The sequence below is a fragment of the Streptomyces sp. NPDC058637 genome (genome assembly GCF_042717325.1).
Classification (GTDB): Bacteria; Actinomycetota; Actinomycetes; order Streptomycetales; family Streptomycetaceae; genus Streptomyces.
On sequence record NZ_JBHXRD010000007.1, the window covers coordinates 149,046 to 168,398 of the forward strand.

Consider the following 19,353-nt stretch of genomic DNA (forward strand, 5'->3'; position numbering starts at 1 on the left):
CTGATCGGAGCCGATTCGCGAAGACGGGCCGGCGGATGCGGAGGCATGGCGGTGCACGGAGAGTACAAGGTCCCCGGCGGCAAGCTCGTGGTGGTCGACCTGGACGTGGAGGGCGGCGCCCTGCGCGGCGTACGCGTGGCCGGGGACTTCTTCCTGGAGCCCGACGAGGCCATCCTCGCCATCGACGCCGCGCTGGAGGGCGCCCCCGCCCACACCGACACGGCGGGCCTCGCAGCCCGGATCGACGCGGCTCTGCCGGAGTCGACCGTGATGCTGGGGCTGACCGCGGAGGGCGTCGCCGTCGCCGTACGGCGGGCTCTGGCGCAGGCCACCGAGTGGAGCGACTACGACTGGCAGCTGATCCACGACGCGCCGCAGTCCCCCGCCCTGCACATGGCGCTGGACGAGGTCGTCACCGCCGAGGTCGCCGCCGGACGCAGGCCGCCCACGCTGCGGGTCTGGGAGTGGGCCTCCCCGGCCGTGATCATCGGGAGCTTCCAGTCGCTGCGCAACGAGGTCGACGGCCCGGCCGCGGAGCGTCTCGGCGTCGAGGTGGTCAGACGCATCTCGGGCGGCGGCGCCATGTTCGTGGAGCCGGGGAACACCATCACGTACTCGCTCTCGGTGCCGGACTCGCTCGTCTCGGGGCTCTCCTTCGCCGACAGTTACGCCTACCTCGACGACTGGGTGCTCGGGGCCCTGGCCGACATGGGCATCAAGGCCTGGTACCAGCCGCTGAACGACATCGCCACGGACGCGGGCAAGATCGCGGGGGCCGCGCAGAAGCGGCTGGCGGGCGGGCAGGGCGCCGTGCTGCACCACGTGACCATGTCGTACGACATCGACGCCGACAAGATGCTGGAGGTGCTCCGGATCGGCAAGGAGAAGCTGTCGGACAAGGGCACCAAGTCGGCGAAGAAGCGTGTCGATCCCCTGCGTCGGCAGACCGGGCTGCCCCGCGAGATCGTCATCGCCAACATGATCGACTCGTTCCGCAACCGGCACGGCCTGACGCAGGGCGCCGTGACCCCCGACGAGCTGGCGCGGGCCGAGGATCTCGTACGGACCAAGTTCGGCACCGCGCAGTGGACGGCCCGCGTGCCGTAGGGGCGGGGCGCACGCGAGCCGCCCCGGCAGGCGGGTGCCTGCCGGGGCGGCCGGTGGTGCGGGGTGCTGCGTCGCGGGGCGGCGCACCGGGATCCGGCCCGGCGCCGGGGGATCAGCCCAGCGTCGCGATGGCCTTGTTGAAGGTCGCCGACGGGCGCATGACGGCGGCGGCCTTCGCCGGGTCGGGCTGGTAGTAGCCGCCGATGTCGACGGGCTTGCCCTGGACGGCGATCAGCTCGCCGACGATGGTCTCCTCCTGCTCGGCCAGCGTCCGGGCGAGCGGCGCGAACGCCTCGGCGAGCTTGGCGTCCTCGGTCTGCCCCGCCAGCTCCTGGGCCCAGTAGAGCGCCAGGTAGAAGTGGCTGCCACGGTTGTCGATGCCGCCGAGCTTGCGGCTGGGCGACTTGTCCTCGTTGAGGAACGTGGCGGTGGCACGGTCCAGCGTGTCCGCGAGGACCTGTGCACGGGCGTTGGACGTGGTTTGCGCGAGGTGCTCGAAGCTGACCGCCAGGGCGAGGAACTCACCCAGGCTGTCCCAGCGCAGGTAGTCCTCCTTGACGAGCTGCTGGACGTGCTTCGGCGCGGAACCGCCGGCGCCCGTCTCGAACAGGCCGCCGCCGTTCATCAGCGGGACGACGGAGAGCATCTTCGCGCTGGTGCCGAGCTCGAGGATCGGGAACAGGTCCGTCAGGTAGTCACGCAGCACGTTGCCGGTGACGGAGATGGTGTCCTCGCCGCGACGGATGCGCTCCAGGGAGAAGGCGGTGGCCTCCTGGGGCGTCTTGATCTCGATCCGCAGACCGTCGGTGTCGTGGTCCGCGAGGTAGGTGCGGACCTTCTCGATGAGCTTGGCGTCGTGCGCGCGGTCCTCGTCGAGCCAGAAGACGGCCGGGTTGCCGGTCGCGCGGGCGCGGGTGACGGCGAGCTTGACCCAGTCCTGGATCGGCAGGTCCTTGGTCTGGCACATCCGGAAGATGTCACCGGCGCCCACGGCCTGCTCCAGCACGGCGTCACCGGCGGCGTCGACGACCCGCACGGTGCCCGTGGTGGGGATCTCGAAGGTCTTGTCGTGGCTGCCGTACTCCTCGGCCTTCTGCGCCATGAGGCCGACGTTGGGCACCGAGCCCATCGTGGACGGGTCGAAGGCGCCGTTCGCACGGCAGTCGTCGATGACGACCTGGTAGACACCCGCGTAGCTGCTGTCCGGCAGGACGGCGATGGTGTCGGCCTCCTGGCCGTCCGGGCCCCACATGTGGCCGGAGGTGCGGATCATGGCCGGCATGGAGGCGTCGACGATGACGTCGCTGGGGACGTGCAGGTTGGTGATGCCCTTGTCGGAGTCGACCATCGCGAGCCCGGGGCCCTCGGCGATCTCGGCCTCGAAGGACGCCTTGATCTTCGCGCCCTCGGGCAGCTCCTCGAGTCCCTTGAGGATGCCGCCGAGCCCGTCGTTCGGGGTGAGGCCGGCCGCGGCGAGCGTCTCGCCGTACCGGGCGAAGGTCTTCGGGAAGAACGCGCGGACCACGTGGCCGAAGATGATCGGGTCGGAGACCTTCATCATGGTGGCCTTGAGGTGCACCGAGAACAGCACGCCCTCGGCCTTGGCCCGGGCGATCTGCGCGGTGAAGAATTCACGGAGCGCGGCCACCCGCATCACGGCGGCGTCGACGACCTCGCCCGCCAGGACGGGTACGGACTCGCGCAGCACGGTGGTGGTGCCGTCGTCGCCGACGAGCTCGATGCGCAGGGTGCCGGGCTCGGCGATGACGGCGGACTTCTCGGTGGACCGGAAGTCGTCGACGCCCATGGTGGCGACGTTCGTCCTGGAGTCGGCCGACCAGGCGCCCATGCGGTGCGGGTGCGTCTTGGCGTAGTTCTTGACCGAGGCGGGGGCGCGGCGGTCGGAGTTGCCCTCGCGCAGGACCGGGTTGACCGCGCTGCCCTTGATCTTGTCGTAGCGGGCGCGGACGTCCTTGTCCTCGTCGCTCTTGGGGTCGTCCGGGTAGTCCGGCAGTGCGTAGCCCTGCGCCTGCAGCTCGGCGACCGCGGCCTTGAGCTGCGGGATCGACGCCGAGACGTTCGGCAGCTTGATGATGTTGGCGCCGGGAGCCTTGGCCAGCTCGCCGAGCTCGGCGAGTGCGTCATCGATACGCTGGCCGGCCTCGAGGCGCTCCGGGAAGGCGGCGATGATCCGGCCGGCCAGGGAGATGTCGCGGCTCTCCACCGTGACCCCCGCGGTCGAGGCGTAGGCCTCGACGACCGGCAGGAACGAGTACGTCGCCAGGGCAGGGGCCTCGTCGGTGTGCGTATAGATGATGGTCGAGTCAGTCACCGGGTGCTCCGCTCCACGTCTGCAACATTGCTTGACATCAAGATATCTCGTGGCCGCCCCCCTCTCCACAGGGGCCCGCCCCCGTTCTCGGGCGGATTCCGTCACACGCGGACGGTGAGGCCCGGCGGGTGCCGCCGTTCGCGGATCACCGTCCGGTCCGGCTGGTGGCCTTCGGCGCGATCCGCGCCGCGGGGCGGGTCGCGGCCGGCCTGCGGGAGGAGGTCAGCGCTGTGACGTCCCGGGGGCGGGCGGGCGGTGCTCGTACCAGCGCCGGTCGGATTCCAGCTGGGCGGCGAGCGAGATGAGGCGTTCCTCACTGCGGGAGGGGCCCAGGAGTTGGGCGCCGAGGGGCAGGCCGTCGTGGGTGAAGCCCGCGGGGACGTTGACGCCGGGCCAGCCGAGGACGTTCCAGGGCCAGGCGTACGGGCAGGCCGCGGTCATCGCGAGGTCGGTGCGCCAGGCGCTCAGCCGGTCGAAGGCGCCGACCCGGGGCGGCGGAGCGGCGGTGGTCGGGGTGAGGAGCACGTCGTATCCGCTGCCGGTCCCCGCTGTCTCGAAGAAGGCGCCGAGCCTGCGGTGCTGGCGTACCTCGCGGGCCCTGGCCGCGCGGACCACCCGGCCGCCGAGGCGGGTTCCGGTGCGCAGGGCGCTGCGGGTACGCGGGTCCAGGAGCGTGGGATCGGGGTGCCGCGCGGCGAGTTCGGCGATCCCGGCGGTGGCGCGGGGGACGAAGGAGAGGCCGATCAGTCCGTAGCGGGGGCGGGCCTCCTCCACGTGGTGGCCCAGGCGCGCGAGGGTTTCGGCGAGTGCGGTGACGGCACGCACCACCTCGGGGTGCGGCGCGTTCCTGGTGAGGGTGAGCGGGGGCTCCAGGGCGAGGCCGATCCGCAGCCTGCCGGGGTCGCGGCGGGCCGCGGCGGACGCGTCGACGGCGGGCGGCCGGTGCGGGTCACCGGGGTGCGGTCCCGCGGCGGCGTCCAGGAGCAGGGCCGCGTCGGCGACCGTACGGGCGAGGGGGCCGTTCACGGTGAGGCCCTGGAAGGCGTCGGTGTTGGGGTGGACGGAGATCCGGCCGCGCTGCGGCTTGATGCCGACGAGGTGGGTCCAGGCCGCGGGGATGCGGATGGATCCCGCGCCGTCCGAGCCGAGTGCGGCCGGTACGAGGCCGGCGGCGACGGCCGCGGCGGATCCGCCGGACGAACCGCCGGGCGTGTGGGCGGTGTTCCACGGATTGCGGGTGACGCCGAAGGCGGGCCCCTCGGTGAAGGCCCACTGGCCCAGCTCGCAGGAGTTGGTCTTGCCGACGACGACGGCTCCCGCGGCGCGCAGCCGTCGGACCGCCTCGCTGTCGGCGGTGGCGGGCGGCAGTTCGCCGTCGCAGCCGAAGTAGGTGGGCATGCCGGCGACGTCGGTGTCGTCCTTGACGGCGACCGGTACCCCGAGCAGTGGCAGCCGCTCCCCCGAGGCGAGCCGCCGGTCGGCGTCGGCGGCCTCGGCGAGTGCGGCCTCGGCCCGCAGGTGGCGGAAGGCGTTGAAGGTGTCGCGGCCGGATTCGATGCGGGCCAGCGCGGCGGCGACGAGCGCCAGCGAGGTCGTCCGGCCGTCGGCCAACCGCTGTGCGCTGTCCACGAGTCCCGGCTGTTCGGACACCTTGTCGGGCCTGCTCGGTCGCTCCGTCGGTTCTGCTGAGGACATCGCTGCAGCCTCCTCGCGTCCGCCGGAGCACCGGTGTCCCGGGTCCGCCCCGGGGCCGCCCGAGCGGGACCTACTGGAGAGTAACGAAGCGGGGTGGTCCGCTCAAGCATGCTGCCGTCCGCGCCGCCGCGGCCGAACGGCGCGGACGCCCGCCCGCGTCGGTCCGGGGCCTAGGGCCTGTCGCGGGGCGGGGCCCTACGGCCTTACGTGGATCTCGCCGATCCCGGTGCCGAGACCGGCGCAGTGGGCGGTCGACTGCCCGGACTGCCCCGGGCCGAGGGTGACGTGCTCGCCGTCCACGTCCGGGGACCAGCCGCAGACCAGGTGGACCCAGAAGGTCCGGGGTACGGACCCGTTGTTGCGGCAGAGGGCGTATCCGGTGTGGTCGTCGACCGCGTGCTTCCCGGTGTCGCAGGACAGGCCGGGCGCTACGGCAGCCGGCGCCACGGCCACCGCTGCGGTCACCGGCACGGCCGCCGCGAGGGTCAGCCCCAGAACGGCGGCACCGCGCACGAGGGTGCGGACGGCGTTCCCCTTGGACAGCTTCTTCATGACTCTCCTTCGATTCCTTGATCGTCACGGCGACCCTCCCCCACGTTCCGTAGCCGAAAACAGCGCCGAACCTCACACTCCGTGCACACGGTCCGCCGCGCGTGCGCAGGGCCGCGGGCGTACGCTCGATCGGGGAAACACACATGCGAGAAGGCTCGGGAAGGGCTGTTTCCGAGGAGGCGCCGTGACCGTACAGCGCATCGCCGCCCGTGCCGCCGCCTGCGCCGTGGCGGTCGTACTCTCCGTGACGAGCGGCGCGGTGGCCCGTGCGGAGGACGACATCGAGTCGCTCCCCGCCCAGCAGATCGCCGACCGGTCCCGTGACGCGCTGCTCGACGCCGAGTCGCTGCACCTCCGCGCGGAGGGCGACCTGGGTGAGGGGCGGCCCCCGATGACGATCGACCTCGTCCTGGACCGGAACGGCAACTGCGTGGGCGGCATCGACCTGGGTGACGGCAAGGGCCAGGTCGAGATCGTGAAGCGGGGCGACGAGGTGTGGGTGAAGCCGGACGCGGACTTCTGGGAGAACCAGGTCCCGGTGGGCGGCACCACGTTCGAGGCGATCCTGGCCGGGCGCTACATGAAGGGCGAGGCCTCGGACTCCAGGCTGCGGCCGGTGGTGGAGGCCTGCGACCTCGACACGTTCCGGGAGCTGGTCACCGACAACGCCGACACCGCGGGGGGAACGCTCACCAGGGGAACGCCTTCCACCGTGGACGGCACCCGCGCGATCCCCGTCACCAGGAGCGGGGAAGGCGACAGGAAGGACGACCGGCTGACGGTGTACGTGGCCACCGAGGGCAAGCACCACCCGGTGCGGATCACGGTGAAGAGCGAGACGGCGGACGCGGCCGTGGACCTCTCCCGCTTCGACACTCCGGTGCCCACGGCCACGCCGTCGCCGCAGGACACGGTGGACGTCAGCGCCCTGCTGGGGCGCCCGCGGCCCCCCCCCCCCGCTGCCGGGCACCGCCAACCCCCCCCCGCCCACCCGTCCGGCGCGAGAGGAACGGCGGGCCGCGGGGCCCCGGGTCGGAGGCCGCCCCGGACCGCGGTCCCCGGGTCAGACGCGGACCCGGGAGCCCCGGCTGAGCAGCGTGTACAGCAGCAGCGACGAGGCCAGGCCCACCGCCCAGCCGTAGTCGGCGAGCGGCTTGAGGAAGGGGACGATCCCGTCCGCCGGGAAGGGTCCCTTGCCGGGGGACGAGTGGGAGCCGCCGATCGCGAGGACGCCACCGGCCGCGAAGGCCGCCACGGCCCGCAGGTTCCAGCCGTTGGTGTACCAGTAGCGGCCGCCGGGCCGGTAGAGGTCGGCCAGGTCGAGCACGGTGCGGCGGATGATCCAGTAGTCGGCGATCAGGATGCCCGCGACCGTACCGAGCAGCCCGCCCACCAGACCGAGCCACGTGAAGATGTACAGCTCGGGGGTCTCGGTGAGCTTCCACGGCATGATCAGGACGCCGACGACACCCGTGATCAGCGCACCCGTACGGAAGTTGATGAACCTGGGCGCCAGGTTCGCCAGGTCGTACGCCGGGGACACGACGTTCGCCGCGATGTTGACGGAGATCGTCGCGATGAGCACGGTGATCAGCCCGAAGAGGAGCCCGAAGGCGTTGTCGGTCTTGGCGACGAGCTGCACCGGGTCCCAGATGGCCTCCCCGTACACGGCCTGCGAACCGGAGGTCACGAAGACGGAGAGCAGGGCGAAGAACGTCATCGTGGTCGGGAGTCCGAGCGACTGGCCCCAGATCTGGGCGCGTTGGCCGGCGCCGAAGCGGGTGAAGTCGGGGATGTTCAGCGACAGGGTGGCCCAGAAGGCGATCATGCCCATCAGGGAGGGGAAGAAGACCGGCCAGAAGTCGGCGCCCCAGCCCAGTGCGGACGGCTGGTCCAGGAGCGGGCCGAAGCCGCCGGCCTTGACCGCGACCCAGACCAGCAGCACCACCGCGCCGACGAGGACGAACGGCGCCGCCCAGTTCTCGAAGCGCCGCAGGGTGTCCATGCCCCGGTAGATGATGGCGAGTTCGAGCGCCCAGAAGAGGACGAAGCAGAGCCAGAGCGTCCAGGGCTGTCCGCCGATCTCGTCGGCCCGTGCCCAGCCGCCGAAGATCTTGCCGAGCAGCGTGAAGATGCCGACGCCGCCGATCCAGGTCTGGATCCCGAACCAGGCGCAGGCGACCGCCGCCCGGATCATCGCGGGCAGATTGGCACCGCGCAGCCCGAAGGAGGCGCGGGCCAGGACCGGGAAGGGGATTCCGTACTTGGGTCCGGCGTGCCCGGTGAGCAGCATCGGGGCGAGCACGATCAGGTTGGCCAGCGCGATCGTGAGGACGGCCTGCTTCCAGTCCATGCCGAGCGCGACGAGCCCGGAGGCCAGCAGCCAGGACGGGATGTTGTGCGCCATCCCGATCCACAGGGCGGCGAAGTTGTACGTCGTCCAGCGGCGCCGTTCGAGCGGGACCGGCAGCAGGTCGTCGTTGGCGAAGCGGGGATCGTCGGGGACGGTGCCCGGGGCGAGTTCGATCCGGCCGGAGGGGTCGGGTATCCGCTCTCCGGGTCCGGACGGTGGGACAGGTGGGACGGTGGCGGTCATGGCTGCGGGACCCTTCGCTCGGGAACGGTGCCGTGCGGGGCGCGGGGGCTGGGGGTGCGGCCTCTCGGTGGAGAGCTCGCGGACGGGCTCGCGGGTCAGGCGGAGAGCGCGGGAATGATCGTCGAGCCGTAGGCGTCGATGGTCGCCTCCCGCGCGTCGTGCATGTTGTATACGGCGAACTGGTCGACGCCCAGGTCACGCAGGGCCTGCAGCTTCTCGATGTGGGCCTCGGCCGGTCCCAGCAGGCAGAACCGGTCGACGATCTCGTCGGGGACGAAGGCCGTGTCCGGGTTCCCGGTGCGGCCGTGGTGGCTGTAGTCGTATCCGGACCGGCCGGCGATGTACGCGGTGAGGGCTTCGGGCACGAGCCCCGAGTGCTCCCCGTACCGGGAGACGAGGTCGGCGACGTGGTTGCCGACCATGCCGCCGAACCAGCGGCACTGCTCGCGGGCGTGGTCCAGGTCGTCTCCGACGTAGGCGGGCGCGGCGACGCAGATGGTGACGGAGTCCGGGTCGCGGCCGGCGTCGGACGCCGCGTCGCGCACCGCCTTGACCATCCATTCGGTGAGGTAGGGGTCGGCGAGCTGCAGGATGAACCCGTCGGCCTTCTGCCCGGCCAGGGCCAGTGCCTTGGGCCCGTACGCGCCCATCCAGACCGGGAGCCGGCCGTCCTTCACCCACGGGATCCGGACCTGCTGCCCGTCTACGGTGGCCTCGCGCCCCTCGGCGAGGTCGCGGATCACGTCGATGGCCTCGCCCAGTCTGGCCAGGGTGTTGGGCTTGCGGCCGGCCACCCGCATCGCCGAGTCGCCGCGCCCGATCCCGCAGACGGTGCGGTTGCCGTACATCTCGTTGAGGGTGGCGAAGGTGGAGGCGGTGACCTCCCAGGTGCGGGTGCCGGGGTTGGTGACCATCGGGCCCACGATCAGCCGCTCGGTGTGTTCGAGGATGCGGCTGTAGATGACGAAGGGCTCCTGCCAGAGCACCGCCGAGTCGAAGGTCCAGCCGTAGCGGAAGCCGTTCCGCTCGGCGCGGCGCATGAGCCCGACGACGGCGGAGGCCGGCGGGTCGGTCTGGAGGACGAGTCCGAAGTCCATGGCAGGTGCTCCTAGTCGAGGTACTGACAGGTGGCGCGCGGGGTGTACATGCCGTGACCGGCCCGGCCGGTGAACTCCCGTTCGTCGATGACCACGTCGCCGCGCGAGAGGACGGTCTCCACCCGGCCGGTGAGCCGCTTGCCCTCGTACGCCGAGTAGTCGACGTTCATGTGGTGGGTCTCGGCCGAGATGGTCTGTTCGGCGTGCGGGTCGTAGATGACGACATCGGCGTCGGCTCCCGGCGCGATGGTGCCCTTCTTCGGGTAGAGCCCGAACATCCGGGCCGGGGAGGCGCAGGCGATCTCGATCCAGCGGCGGCGGGAGATGTGGCCGTCGACGACGGCCTGGTGGAGGAGGTCCATCCGGTTCTCCACACCGGGCATGCCGTTGGGGATCTTCGAGAAGTCGCCGCGGCCCATCTCCTTCTGCCCCGAGAAGCAGAACGGGCAGTGGTCGGTGGAGACGACCTGGAGTTCGTTGTTCCGCAGCCCGCGCCAGAGTGCGTCCTGGTGCTCCTTGGGGCGCAGCGGGGTGGAACAGACGTATTTCGCGCCCTCGAAGTCGGGCTCGGCGAGATTGTCCGTGGAGAGGAAGAGGTACTGCGGGCAGGTCTCACCGAAGACCGGGAGTCCCTTGTGACGGGCGGCGGCGAGCTCGGCTACGGCCTCGTCGGCGGAGACGTGGACGACGTAGAGGGGCGAACCCGCGACCCTGGCGAGCTGGATGGCGCGATGGGTGGCCTCGGCCTCCAGCGCCACCTTGCGTACGTCGCCGTGGTGGCGCGGGTCGGTGCGGCCCTCGGCGAGGGCCTGCTCGACGAGGACGTCGATGGCGATGCCGTTCTCCGCGTGCATCATGATCAGGCCGCCGTTGCCGGAGGCCCGCTGCATGGCGCGCAGGATCTGGCCGTCGTCGCTGTAGAAGACGCCGGGGTAGGCCATGAACAGCTTGAACGAGGTGATCCCCTCCGCCACCAGGAGGTCCATCTCCTTGAGCGAGGACTCGTTCACATCGGACATGATCATGTGGAACGCGTAGTCGACGGCGCAGTTGCCGTCCGCCTTCGCGAACCAGGCGTCGAGCCCCTCGCGCAGCGATCCGCCCTTGCTCTGGATGGCGAAGTCGACGATCGTGGTGGTGCCGCCCCAGGCGGCTGCCCTGGTGCCGGTCTCGAAGGTGTCGGCGGCGAAGGTCCCGCCGAACGGCATCTCCATGTGCGTGTGCGCGTCGACACCTCCCGGGATGACGTACTTCCCGGTGGCGTCGATCCTCCGGTCGGCGGTCCAGCTCGCGGCCGCGTCGGTGCCGTGGGCGGCGAGGGCGGCGATACGGCCCCCCTCGATGAGTACGTCGGCGTGGATCTCGTCGGACGCGGTGATGACGAGGCCGCCGTGGATGACGGTGCGGCTCATGTACCTTTCCTCCTCGCGGTGCGGTGGCGGACGTCTCTGTTTCCGGCACGTCCCCGGGCGCGGCGCACCGGTCGGCCCGGTGAGGACGGGTCGGGGGTGCGGCGCTCCCGGTGTGGGCGGTCAGCCGGCCGCGCGCAGCGCCTCGGCCAGGATCTCCGCACCTTCCTCGGCCTCGGCGACGGTCAGCGAGAGCGGAGGTGCGATCCGCAGGACGCTGGTGCTGTGACCGCCGCCCTTCCCGATGAGGAGTCCACCCGCGCGGGCCGCTTCGAGCACGGCCGCCGCGCCCTCCGGGTCGGCCTCGTCGGTACCGGGCCTCACCAGCTCGATGCCGATCATGAGGCCCCGGCCGCGCACCTCCCGCACGGCCGCTGAGCCCGCGGCGACCGCGCGGATCCGCTCGATGAGCAGTCCGCCGACCCGCCGCGCGTTCCCCTGGAGGTCGTGTTCCAGGAGGTACGAGAGATTGGCGAGCCCGGCGGCCATGGTGACCGGGGAACCGCCGAACGTCGAGATGGAGTTGGCGTCCAGGCAGTTCATGACCTCGGCCCGGGCGACGACCCCGCCGATGGACATGCCGTTGCCGATGCCCTTGGCGAAGGTAAGGATGTCCGGCGGGCCGTTCTCGGCATGCGCCTGCCAGCCCCAGAAGTGCTCGCCGGTCCTGCCCCAGCCGGTCTGCACCTCGTCGGAGATCCACAGGACGCCGTGCCGGTCGAGGACCTCACGGAAGGCCGCGTACAGCCCGTCGGGCGGTGCGGTGAAGCCGCCGACGCCCTGGACGGGCTCGGCGATCAGGGCGGCCGCTTCCCGGGTGTGGCCGAGCAGGTCCTCCAGATCGGCCACGCACGCCTTGATGAACCGGTCGTCGCTCAGCTCCGCGTACGGTCCGCGGGTGCGGACCCCGCCGTGGACGTACAGCGTCTGCAGGGGCGACAGACTGGTGGGCGACCAGGCCTGGTTGCCGGTGACGGACACCGCCGAGAACGATCTGCCGTGGTAGCTGTTGCGCATCGCCAGGATCTGGTTCGACCGGCGGTAGGCGGTGGCGAGCAGCAGGGCGGTGTCGTTGGCCTCGGTGCCCGAGGTGGTGAAGAAGACCCGGGCGTCGGGGATGCCGGAGAGGGTGGCGACGCGCTCGGCCAGCTCGACCATCGGCCGGTTGAGGTAGAGCGTCGAGGAGTGGATGATCCGGCCGGCCTGCTCGGCGACGGCCTTGGTCACCTCGGGCAGGGCGTGCGCGGTCATGGTGGTGAGGATGCCGCCGAAGAAGTCGAGGTAGCGGTTCCCGTCCGCGTCCCAGACGTGGCGCCCTTCGCCGTGGGTGAGTTCGAGGGGCTGCCGGTAGTAGAGGGCCAGCCAGTCGGGGCTGACCGCCAGATGCCGTTCGTGCAGTCCGGTCACGGCTCCACCAGCCCGTCGTACGCGTCCGGCCGGCGGTCCCGGTAGAAAGCCCACTGCTGGCGGACCTCCTCGATCAGGCCGAAGTCGAGGTCGCGGACGAGGAGTTGCTCCTCCTTGTCGTCGGCGACCTCACCGACGAACTGGCCGCGGGGGTCGACGAAGTAGCTCGTGCCGTAGAAGTCGTTGTCGCCGTACTCCTCCTGGCCGACGCGGTTGATCGCGGCGATGAAGTACTCGTTGGCGACGGCGGAGGCGGGCTGTTCCAGCTGCCACAGGTGACTGGAGAGGCCGCGCGAGGTGGCCGACGGGTTGTAGACCAACTGCGCTCCGTTGAGCCCCAGTTGCCGCCAGCCTTCGGGGAAGTGCCGGTCGTAGCAGATGTAGACGCCGACCTTGCCGACCGCGGTGTCGAAGACCGGCCAACCGGCGTTCCCGGGCTTGAAGTAGTACTTCTCCCAGAAGCCCTTGACCTGCGGGATGTGGTGCTTGCGGTACTTGCCGAGGTACGAGCCGTCGGCGTCGATCACCGCGGCGGTGTTGTAGTAGAAGCCGGACTGTTCCAGCTCGAAGACCGGCACGACGATCACCATGCCCGTCTCGCGGGCCAGGTCCCGCATCCGCCGGACGGTCGGCCCGTCCGGGACGGCCTCCGCCCAGCGGTAGTGCTCGGGCTCCTGCACCTGGCAGAAGTAGGGGGCGTTGAACACCTCCTGGAAGCCGATGATCTGCGCGCCCTGCCGGGCTGCCTCGCGAGCGTGTTCCTCGTGCTTGGCGATCATGGATTCGGTGTCGCCGGTCCAGGTCGCCTGGACAAGTGCGGCGCGTACGACTGGGGACATGAGCTGCTCCTTCGACGCGGCGTCAGAGAGCCTCTACGCGTTTTTCTACGCCCGTAGACACGGTGTATAGGAGGAGAACGTAAGCCCCGTCACACGGCGGGGCAAGACCATCGCCGTGAACCGGCGGAGTCGATCATGTTTCGCACCCGAGCGGTCCACAGGGTCCGGACGGCGGCTCACCCAAGGTGCGCAGCGTCCCGTACGCGGCCTGGACGAACGGTGCGAGCGGGGTGGGAGCCGTGTTCGTGAGGGCCACCAGTCCGGTGCGCGAGCCGGGCAGGAAGCCCGCGAAGGCGGTGAAGCCGCGGGTGCCTCCGGAGTGGTGGAGCAGCGCTCCGTCGGGGCGCGGGCGGAGGTTCCAGACGAGGCAGAGCCGGGAGCCGGTCCGGGGCACGCTCAGCCGGGGGCGCTGCACCTCGGTGAGCGCGGTGCGCAGGACGGCGGACTCCCCGGCGGCGGTGTCCGGGTCGAGCAGCGCGGTGAGGACGCGGAGCAGGTCCCTGGCGCTGGAGCGCACGGCACCGGCCGCGGGCAGGCCCGGCATCAGCAGGGCCGGGCGCGGCCTGCCGTGCCAGTGCCCGGTCGCCTGGGGCCGGTCGGGGTCGCAGTCCGTGTCGGTGAGGCGGAGCGGGCCGGTGACGCGTTCGGCCAGCAGGGCCGCGTAGTCGTCCCCGGTGCCGCCGGCCGCTCGGGCGAGTACGTGGCCGAGCAGGGCGCCGCCGAAGTTGGAGTACAGGACGCGGGTGCCGGGGCGGTGGCGCAGCCGGGTGCGGGGCAGGGCGGCCAGCAGGTCGGCCTCGGAGAAACCGGCGTACGGGTTGCTGAGCCATCCGCTGCGTACCGCGCGGGCGAGCAGGCCGGGGGGCAGCCGGGGCAGGCCCGAGGTGTGGGTGGCGAGGTGGAGCAGGGTGAGCGGTCCGGGGAGCCGGACCGGGAGGTAGCGGTCGACGCGGTCGCCGTAGCGGACCTCGCCACGGGCGGCCAGTTCGGCGAGCAGCAGTGCGGTGAAGGTCTTGGTGAGCGAGCCCGTCTCGAAGCGGGTGCGCTCCCCCACCGGACCGCGGCAGAGCACCAGGTGCTCGTCCCCGCGGACGGCCGCCACCACCGTTCCCGGCCCTTTGGCCGCGGCCAGGAGTGGGCGGAGGCGGACGGCCAGCGGGGCTCCGGTCACCGTCGGCCCGCCGCCCGGGCGAGTGCGACGGATCCGGCGACGGCGGTGACGACGACGGTGTGCTGATGGTCCGTGAACCTCTGCCCCGGGTCGTCGTCCACGGGGTCGGAGTCCCGGGGCACGAGTCCGTCCTCGTGCTGGAGTGCGGCGACGGCCTCCCAGTCCCCCGCCGCGCAGTACGGGTCCGGGAGCGAGGCTCCGACGATCAGCAGCTCCGCGACGAGGTCCCACTGCCCGACCTCGCGCCAGACGTCGATCCACACGGGGAGCCAGGTGCGTACGTACGTGGCGAGTTCGGGCGGCAGCCCCTCCGGGTCGGCGCCCCAGTCGGTGAGGTGGAAGACCGTGTGGGTCATCGCGTAGGCGGTGATCCAGTTGATGGCCCAGGGCTCCGGGGTCGCGCCGAGCCAGGTGGCGCCGGCCAGCGCCGTCATGTCCTCGGCCTGCCGCAGGCCCACGACGCGGGCCGCGTTGGCGACGGCGAGCCGGCGGTTGGGCAGCATCTCGACGCTGTCGGCCGACCGCATGCGGGACCGGTGGGCCAGCAGCCGGTCCAGCCCTTCGTGCCGGTAGCCGCAACGGAAGAACGGGGCGTACATCTCCAGCGGGTCCGTCATCAGGGTGTGGCGGAGCTGGCGTTCGTAGATCATGTCGCCCTGCCGGAACTGCTCCCAGGTGAAGTCCATCAGGCTCTGGGCGGCGACGAGACGGCCAGGGCCTGCGACCCCGTCGCGCAGGATGAGCGACGCGGCGAGGGTGGTCTCGCCGAGGGGCTTGTAGACGCTGTCCGGGTCGGCCATCGTCTCGGTGGTGTCGGGGGGCAGGCCGCCGAGCGCACGGTTGGCGTGCAGCCACGAGAGGGCCCGGTCCGCCATGACGCGGGCCGCCCGGGTCACGGGCTCGGGAATCGTCGTCATGTGCGTGCCGCCTTCGTGCCCGTGCCGGGCCGCCGTCTCAGCAGGTGGCCGGCGATCGCCAGGTCCAGGGCCGCACGGGGGCCCGCTCCGCCGACCAGCCATAGGTGTTCCGCCGCGAGGGCCGGGTCCAGCGGCAGTTCCGTGCCGTCGTGGTGCAGCCAGGCCAGCCACCGGACGAGCCGTACGGCCGTGGGGAAGTCGCGGCGCAGGATCGACCGGCTGACACCCCGGCTCAGCGGCAGGGCGCCGCCGCGCGCCGCGTCGTGCACCGGCCCGTCGAGGCCGAGGGTGGCGAGCGGGGCGAGTTGGGCCATGCGGACGGACCAGGTCTGCCAGTGCGTGGTGCCGGCGAGTTCGGCCTCGTCCGCCGGCGGGGCGGCGAGGGCCCGGAGGGTGTCGTCGCCGGTGAGCCGGGCGAGGAGTCCCGCGGTGGCCCAGTCCCGGCGGTCGACCGCGTGCTCTTCGAGTGCGTCGGAGGCCGGGAAGGCCTCGAAGGCCTTGGTCACGACGGCCGCGTCCTGCGCCTCGAACGGGTCGCCCGCAAGGAGGTGGGAACTGAGGGCGTCGGCCCCGAGCACCCGGACGGCCGCGAGGGCCGCCAGGGTGTCGGAGGCGTCGTCGACGTACCGGGCCAGCTGTACAGCGTCCCCGGTGCCGTCGAGGGCACCGAGGACGCTGCTTGCCAGGACATCGGTCGCCGCGACGAATTCGGACTGGGAGCTCACTTGCCCCGGGGCTCCTTCGGCTCCTTGGGAGACAGGAGCAGGAGCGCGAGCAGGAAGCCCGCCGCTTCCGGGGTGTACAGCGGGGCGTCGCTGACGGCGGCCTCGGGCTCGGCCATCAGCGCGCCCAGCACGGTGGTCTCGGTCGGCGTGGCGGTGAGAGTGATTTCCTGGGCAAGCATGGTGCCTCCTCATCACTGGGGTGAACATGACCCACTTATGTGGATATGCCACGACCGAGCCTAAAGGGTGGAATGGGATTTATCTCCGCGAGGCCGGACTGGCTGGGCTCTTGCGTCGCCTCTTGCGCTGGAGCGCACTCCAGCTCGTAGCCTCCGGGAACCATCCGACCGAAGGGGCACCTCTTGCGTTACACACTGTTCGGCAGGACCGGGCTGCGGGTCAGCGAGCTCGCCCTGGGTGCCATGACCCTGGGCAGCCATGAATCGGAGCCCGACGCCGTCAGGAGGACGAGTGGCCGGATCCTGGACGCCTATCTGGAGGCGGGCGGCAATTTCGTCGACACCGCCGACGTCTACGGCGGCGGATCGTCGGAGTCGGTCCTCGGCGAGCTGCTCGGTGACCGCCGCGACAGCCTCGTCCTGGCGAGCAAGTACACGTGCGCGACCGCCGTCGGTGATGTGAACGCGGCCGGCAACCACCGCAAGAACCTGGTCCGCTCGGTGGAGGCGAGCCTGGACCGGCTGCGGACCGACCGCCTGGACGTGCTGTGGGTGCACGCCCGGGACCACTTCACCCCCGTCGACGAGGTGATGCGCGCACTCGACGACCTCGTACGCACGGGAAAGGTGCTCTACGTCGGTGTCTCGGACTGGCCCGCGTGGGAGATCGCCCAGGCCAACACCCTTGCCGAGCTGCGCGGCTGGACGGCGTTCACCGGCTCGCAGCTGCGCTACAGCCTGCTGGAGCGCACGCCGGAGCGCGAACTGCTCCCCCAGGCGTACGCCTTCGACCAGGCCGTGTTCGCGTGGAGTCCGCTTGCCCGCGGGCTGCTCACGGGCAAGCACCTCGGCGGGGCCGACGGAGCCACGGGGGACGTGCTCGACGGCGTCCGGCGCCGCGAGCACGAGACCGTCACCGCTGTCGTGGAGACCGCCGAGCGCGGCGGCTGGACCCCGGCCCAGGTCGCGCTGTCCTGGCTGCGCGGGCGGCCCGGCAACATCGTCCCGATCATCGGCGCCTCCACGGAAGTACAGCTGAAGGACAACCTGGCCTGCCTGGAGGTGGACCTCGACGCCGACGCCGTCGCCCGGCTCGACGCGGTGAGCGCGGTCCCGCTCGGCTTCCCCCACGACTTCCTGCGCGAGCGGGGCGTCACGGAGACGGTGTACGGGGACCGTTGGGCCGACATCGAGGACCGGCGCTCCACGGGCCGCCGCACGACGAACGGGGCGCCCTACTAGGGTCTTTCGTTGGGGTCAGGCCGGGTCAGGGAGCGGGGTCCGGTGCGCGCAGCCGCAAGGCGGAGGAGGGAGCCCACGCGGAGCGGTCGCCCTCTGCTCGAGTGAAGCCGAGGGATCGGGGGAGGGCGTGCCAGGGCGCGCGAGCCCGGCATGATCCGAGCGAGAGGCCCTGAAGGGCCGCGCCCGGCGGCTACGGTGCCGCGATGCCCGCCACCCGCAGGGCGTGGACCAGGTCCCACTCCCGCGCCGCGGACACCTCGCGGGCGGCGGCGAGCAGTTGGGGGACGAGGTGGCGCGGGCCGCCCTCGGCGATCCGCGCCGCGTCCTCGGCCGTCCGTACCCGTACGAACGCGCCCAGCAGTGCCCGCGCCTCGGGTTCCCGGCCCGCCCGGTCGAGGGCGACCACGGCGTCGGCGATCTCGGCCGCCGGCCGCGCGACTCCTTGCCGGAGCAGCTGCCCGCAGTCCCCGGCGCGGCCCGCGGCGGCCAACGCGCTCGCCGCCGCCGCGAGTTCGGCGGGCGGCAGGGAGGACACCTCCCACAGCAGGGTGGCCCAGTCGGCGGCCAGACCGGCCCGGTGCAGCGCGACGGCGAGTACCGGAAGCCGCTCCGCCTGCCAGGCGGCCGCCTCGCAGAGCACACCGTGCGCCTCACCGCTGCGGCCCTCCGCGCGCAGCCGTACGAGCAGTGCGACGGCGTCATCGGCGGCGCGGCCTGCCGCGGGGTCGGCGACGGCTGCCCGCGGCGCGGTCGCGGGCGCGCTCTCGGCGGGGACGCCGCCGAAGCGGGCGCCGCGCGGTAAGGCGGTGGCCGGTGAGGGCTCGGGGAGCACGGGAACGGCCGAGGGTGCCGGGGCCGCTTCGGTGTCGTCCTCCAGGTCCAATCCGGCGAAGCGGGCGCCGCGCGGCTTCTTGCGCCCGGGCGCGGGGCGCGTCGCCTCCGGATCGGGCCCGTGGCCCGGGGCAGGGGCCGCCGTTCCGGACGGGCGGCGGGGCTCCGGGACCCGGTGCGCGCGCCCGGCGGGTTCCGGTTCCGGTGTGCGCGCGGGTTCCTCCGCACGGAACCAGGTGTCGGGCACGGTGTTCTCCACGGCCGCCAGCCGGTTGCGGAGCTCGGTGCAGCGGGCCGAGGCGCGGGTGTGGTCGTCGCGCGCCCAGGCCAGGGTGTCCGGATCGGCGTCCGCGTCCTCCTCCGCGGCCCGCAGCCGCCGGGCGGTGTGGGTCTGCTCCCGGAGCATCAGGCCCAGGCGGTCGACGAGGGCCTGCCGTCCGCCCGGCCGCCGGTCGTGCGCACCGGCGGAAGCGGTGAACAGCGCGGCGGCCCGTACGGACTCCTGCGCGGCGACGTCGGTGCCGCGCGCCGCGGCGAGGTCCTGGAGGAGTGCTTCGACGACGTCCCAGGGCGGCACCTCGGCACCGTCGAAGCAGGCGCGCATGCCCTCGGGATCGCGGGCGCAGAAGACTCCGTACCACCCCCGCCCGGGATCGAGCAGGGCGGCAAGATCGTGCAGGTACTGTGCGAACTTCCTTACGTCCCACGCATGTTGATCCACTGTTACCGTCGCCCTCGCCGGCCGTCGACTGGAGCGTTCCAGTCCGGTGGCATTCGACCGCAGGCGTGTTACGGGCGGGCTACGCCCGCTTTTCGAGCATGGTGCGTCCGGAGCGCGGCACGGACCGCGCGCCCCTCAGAAGGTGACGGCGATCCCGGTGTGGGGCCGCTTGCCCAGGCGCACGATCATGGCGGGCCGGTCCACGGTCCAGAACTTCCAGGTGTACTTGCGCGCGAGCACCTTGCGCACCGCGGGCATCCCGTCCTTGTCGAGCAGCCGTGCCGTCCCCTCGGCGCTCGGCGCCCCCTCGGCGATCCTGCCGCGGACGTCGCAGACGGTGACGAGGACCCGGGGGTTGTTGCGCAGCCGCTTGACCTTCCAGGAATCGCTCCGTGTCCAGACGTACAGCACGTCACCGTCCGCCGCCGCCCAGACGGGCGTGGCGACGGGCGTGCCGTCCTTCCGGTACGTGGTCAGACTGACGTACTCACTGCGGGCGAAGTCCTGGAGGGTCACGGGCGTGACCCTACTCC

At 72.2% G+C, this 19,353-nt stretch carries 16 protein-coding genes and 1 pseudogene; 3 read left to right on the forward strand and 14 right to left on the reverse strand.

What is annotated here, in order from left to right; genetic code table 11:
- The first annotated feature begins 51 nt into the window (after positions 1–51).
- Positions 52–1,107 (forward strand): biotin/lipoate A/B protein ligase family protein, encoded by a 1,056-nt coding sequence (locus tag ACFWVP_RS09300; protein ID WP_384495160.1) that lies wholly within the window; start codon positions 52–54, stop codon positions 1,105–1,107.
- A 112-nt stretch (positions 1,108–1,219) separates the two neighbouring features.
- Here ACFWVP_RS09300 and ACFWVP_RS09305 read toward each other — a convergent pair whose 3' ends face one another.
- From ACFWVP_RS09305 to ACFWVP_RS09315, 3 genes are all read right to left on the reverse strand, one after another.
- Positions 1,220–3,439, reverse strand: a complete 2,220-nt coding sequence (locus tag ACFWVP_RS09305) for an NADP-dependent isocitrate dehydrogenase (RefSeq protein WP_384494981.1) — start codon at positions 3,437–3,439, stop codon at positions 1,220–1,222.
- A gap of 222 nt (positions 3,440–3,661) precedes the next feature.
- Positions 3,662–5,134: an amidase gene (locus ACFWVP_RS09310; protein WP_384494983.1), complete on the reverse strand. Its 1,473-nt coding sequence runs from the start codon at positions 5,132–5,134 to the stop codon at positions 3,662–3,664.
- A 195-nt stretch (positions 5,135–5,329) separates the two neighbouring features.
- The gene (locus tag ACFWVP_RS09315) at positions 5,330–5,686 is read right to left on the reverse strand and encodes a hypothetical protein (RefSeq protein WP_384494985.1); all 357 of its coding nucleotides are present in this window, start codon (positions 5,684–5,686) and stop codon (positions 5,330–5,332) included.
- Between the two features lie 184 nt (positions 5,687–5,870).
- Between ACFWVP_RS09315 and ACFWVP_RS09320 the strand changes: the two are divergent.
- A pseudogene (locus ACFWVP_RS09320) lies at positions 5,871–6,638 on the forward strand (hypothetical protein); the annotation flags it as partial.
- A gap of 111 nt (positions 6,639–6,749) precedes the next feature.
- Here the strand turns inward: ACFWVP_RS09320 and ACFWVP_RS09325 are convergent.
- From ACFWVP_RS09325 to ACFWVP_RS09365, 9 genes are all read right to left on the reverse strand, one after another.
- Positions 6,750–8,282, reverse strand: a complete 1,533-nt coding sequence (locus tag ACFWVP_RS09325; protein WP_384494987.1) for an NCS1 family nucleobase:cation symporter-1 — start codon at positions 8,280–8,282, stop codon at positions 6,750–6,752.
- 95 nt (positions 8,283–8,377) lie between these two features.
- Positions 8,378–9,379, reverse strand: coding sequence for a TIGR03842 family LLM class F420-dependent oxidoreductase (locus tag ACFWVP_RS09330; protein ID WP_384494989.1), 1,002 nt, complete (start codon positions 9,377–9,379; stop codon positions 8,378–8,380).
- 11 nt (positions 9,380–9,390) lie between these two features.
- On the reverse strand, positions 9,391–10,791 hold the full coding sequence (gene hydA, locus ACFWVP_RS09335) for a dihydropyrimidinase (RefSeq protein WP_384494991.1): 1,401 nt from the start codon (positions 10,789–10,791) through the stop codon (positions 9,391–9,393).
- Positions 10,792–10,911: 120 nt separating this feature from the next.
- A complete protein-coding gene (locus ACFWVP_RS09340; protein ID WP_384494993.1) occupies positions 10,912–12,195 on the reverse strand; it encodes an aspartate aminotransferase family protein in 1,284 nt (427 codons plus the stop codon).
- Entirely contained in the window at positions 12,192–13,034 is an 843-nt protein-coding gene (locus ACFWVP_RS09345) for a nitrilase-related carbon-nitrogen hydrolase (protein ID WP_384494995.1), read from the reverse strand. Before ACFWVP_RS09345 ends, ACFWVP_RS09340 begins: the two co-directional genes overlap by 4 nt.
- Positions 13,035–13,167: 133 nt before the next feature.
- Positions 13,168–14,205: a serine hydrolase domain-containing protein gene (locus ACFWVP_RS09350; RefSeq protein WP_384494997.1), complete on the reverse strand. Its 1,038-nt coding sequence runs from the start codon at positions 14,203–14,205 to the stop codon at positions 13,168–13,170.
- Positions 14,202–15,122 carry a DUF6895 family protein gene (locus ACFWVP_RS09355; RefSeq protein WP_384494999.1) on the reverse strand — a complete coding sequence of 307 codons (921 nt, stop codon included), beginning with the start codon at positions 15,120–15,122 and terminating at the stop codon, positions 14,202–14,204. The genes ACFWVP_RS09350 and ACFWVP_RS09355 overlap by 4 nt, the downstream gene beginning before the upstream one ends.
- Positions 15,119–15,847: a hypothetical protein gene (locus ACFWVP_RS09360; RefSeq protein WP_384495001.1), complete on the reverse strand. Its 729-nt coding sequence runs from the start codon at positions 15,845–15,847 to the stop codon at positions 15,119–15,121. The genes ACFWVP_RS09355 and ACFWVP_RS09360 overlap by 4 nt, the downstream gene beginning before the upstream one ends.
- Complete coding sequence (locus ACFWVP_RS09365) at positions 15,844–16,026, reverse strand: hypothetical protein (RefSeq protein WP_384495003.1); 183 nt, start codon at positions 16,024–16,026, stop codon at positions 15,844–15,846. The genes ACFWVP_RS09360 and ACFWVP_RS09365 overlap by 4 nt, the downstream gene beginning before the upstream one ends.
- Before the next feature lie 183 nt (positions 16,027–16,209).
- Between ACFWVP_RS09365 and ACFWVP_RS09370 the strand changes: the two genes are divergently transcribed.
- A complete protein-coding gene (locus ACFWVP_RS09370) occupies positions 16,210–17,268 on the forward strand; it encodes an aldo/keto reductase (protein ID WP_384495005.1) in 1,059 nt (352 codons plus the stop codon).
- A gap of 190 nt (positions 17,269–17,458) precedes the next feature.
- On the opposite strand, the gene ACFWVP_RS09375 is transcribed toward ACFWVP_RS09370, so the two are convergent.
- Positions 17,459–18,820: a hypothetical protein gene (locus tag ACFWVP_RS09375; RefSeq protein ID WP_384495007.1), complete on the reverse strand. Its 1,362-nt coding sequence runs from the start codon at positions 18,818–18,820 to the stop codon at positions 17,459–17,461.
- 135 nt (positions 18,821–18,955) lie between these two features.
- On the reverse strand, positions 18,956–19,336 hold the full coding sequence (locus ACFWVP_RS09380; RefSeq protein WP_384495009.1) for a PPOX class F420-dependent oxidoreductase: 381 nt from the start codon (positions 19,334–19,336) through the stop codon (positions 18,956–18,958).
- Positions 19,337–19,353 lie beyond the last annotated feature (17 nt).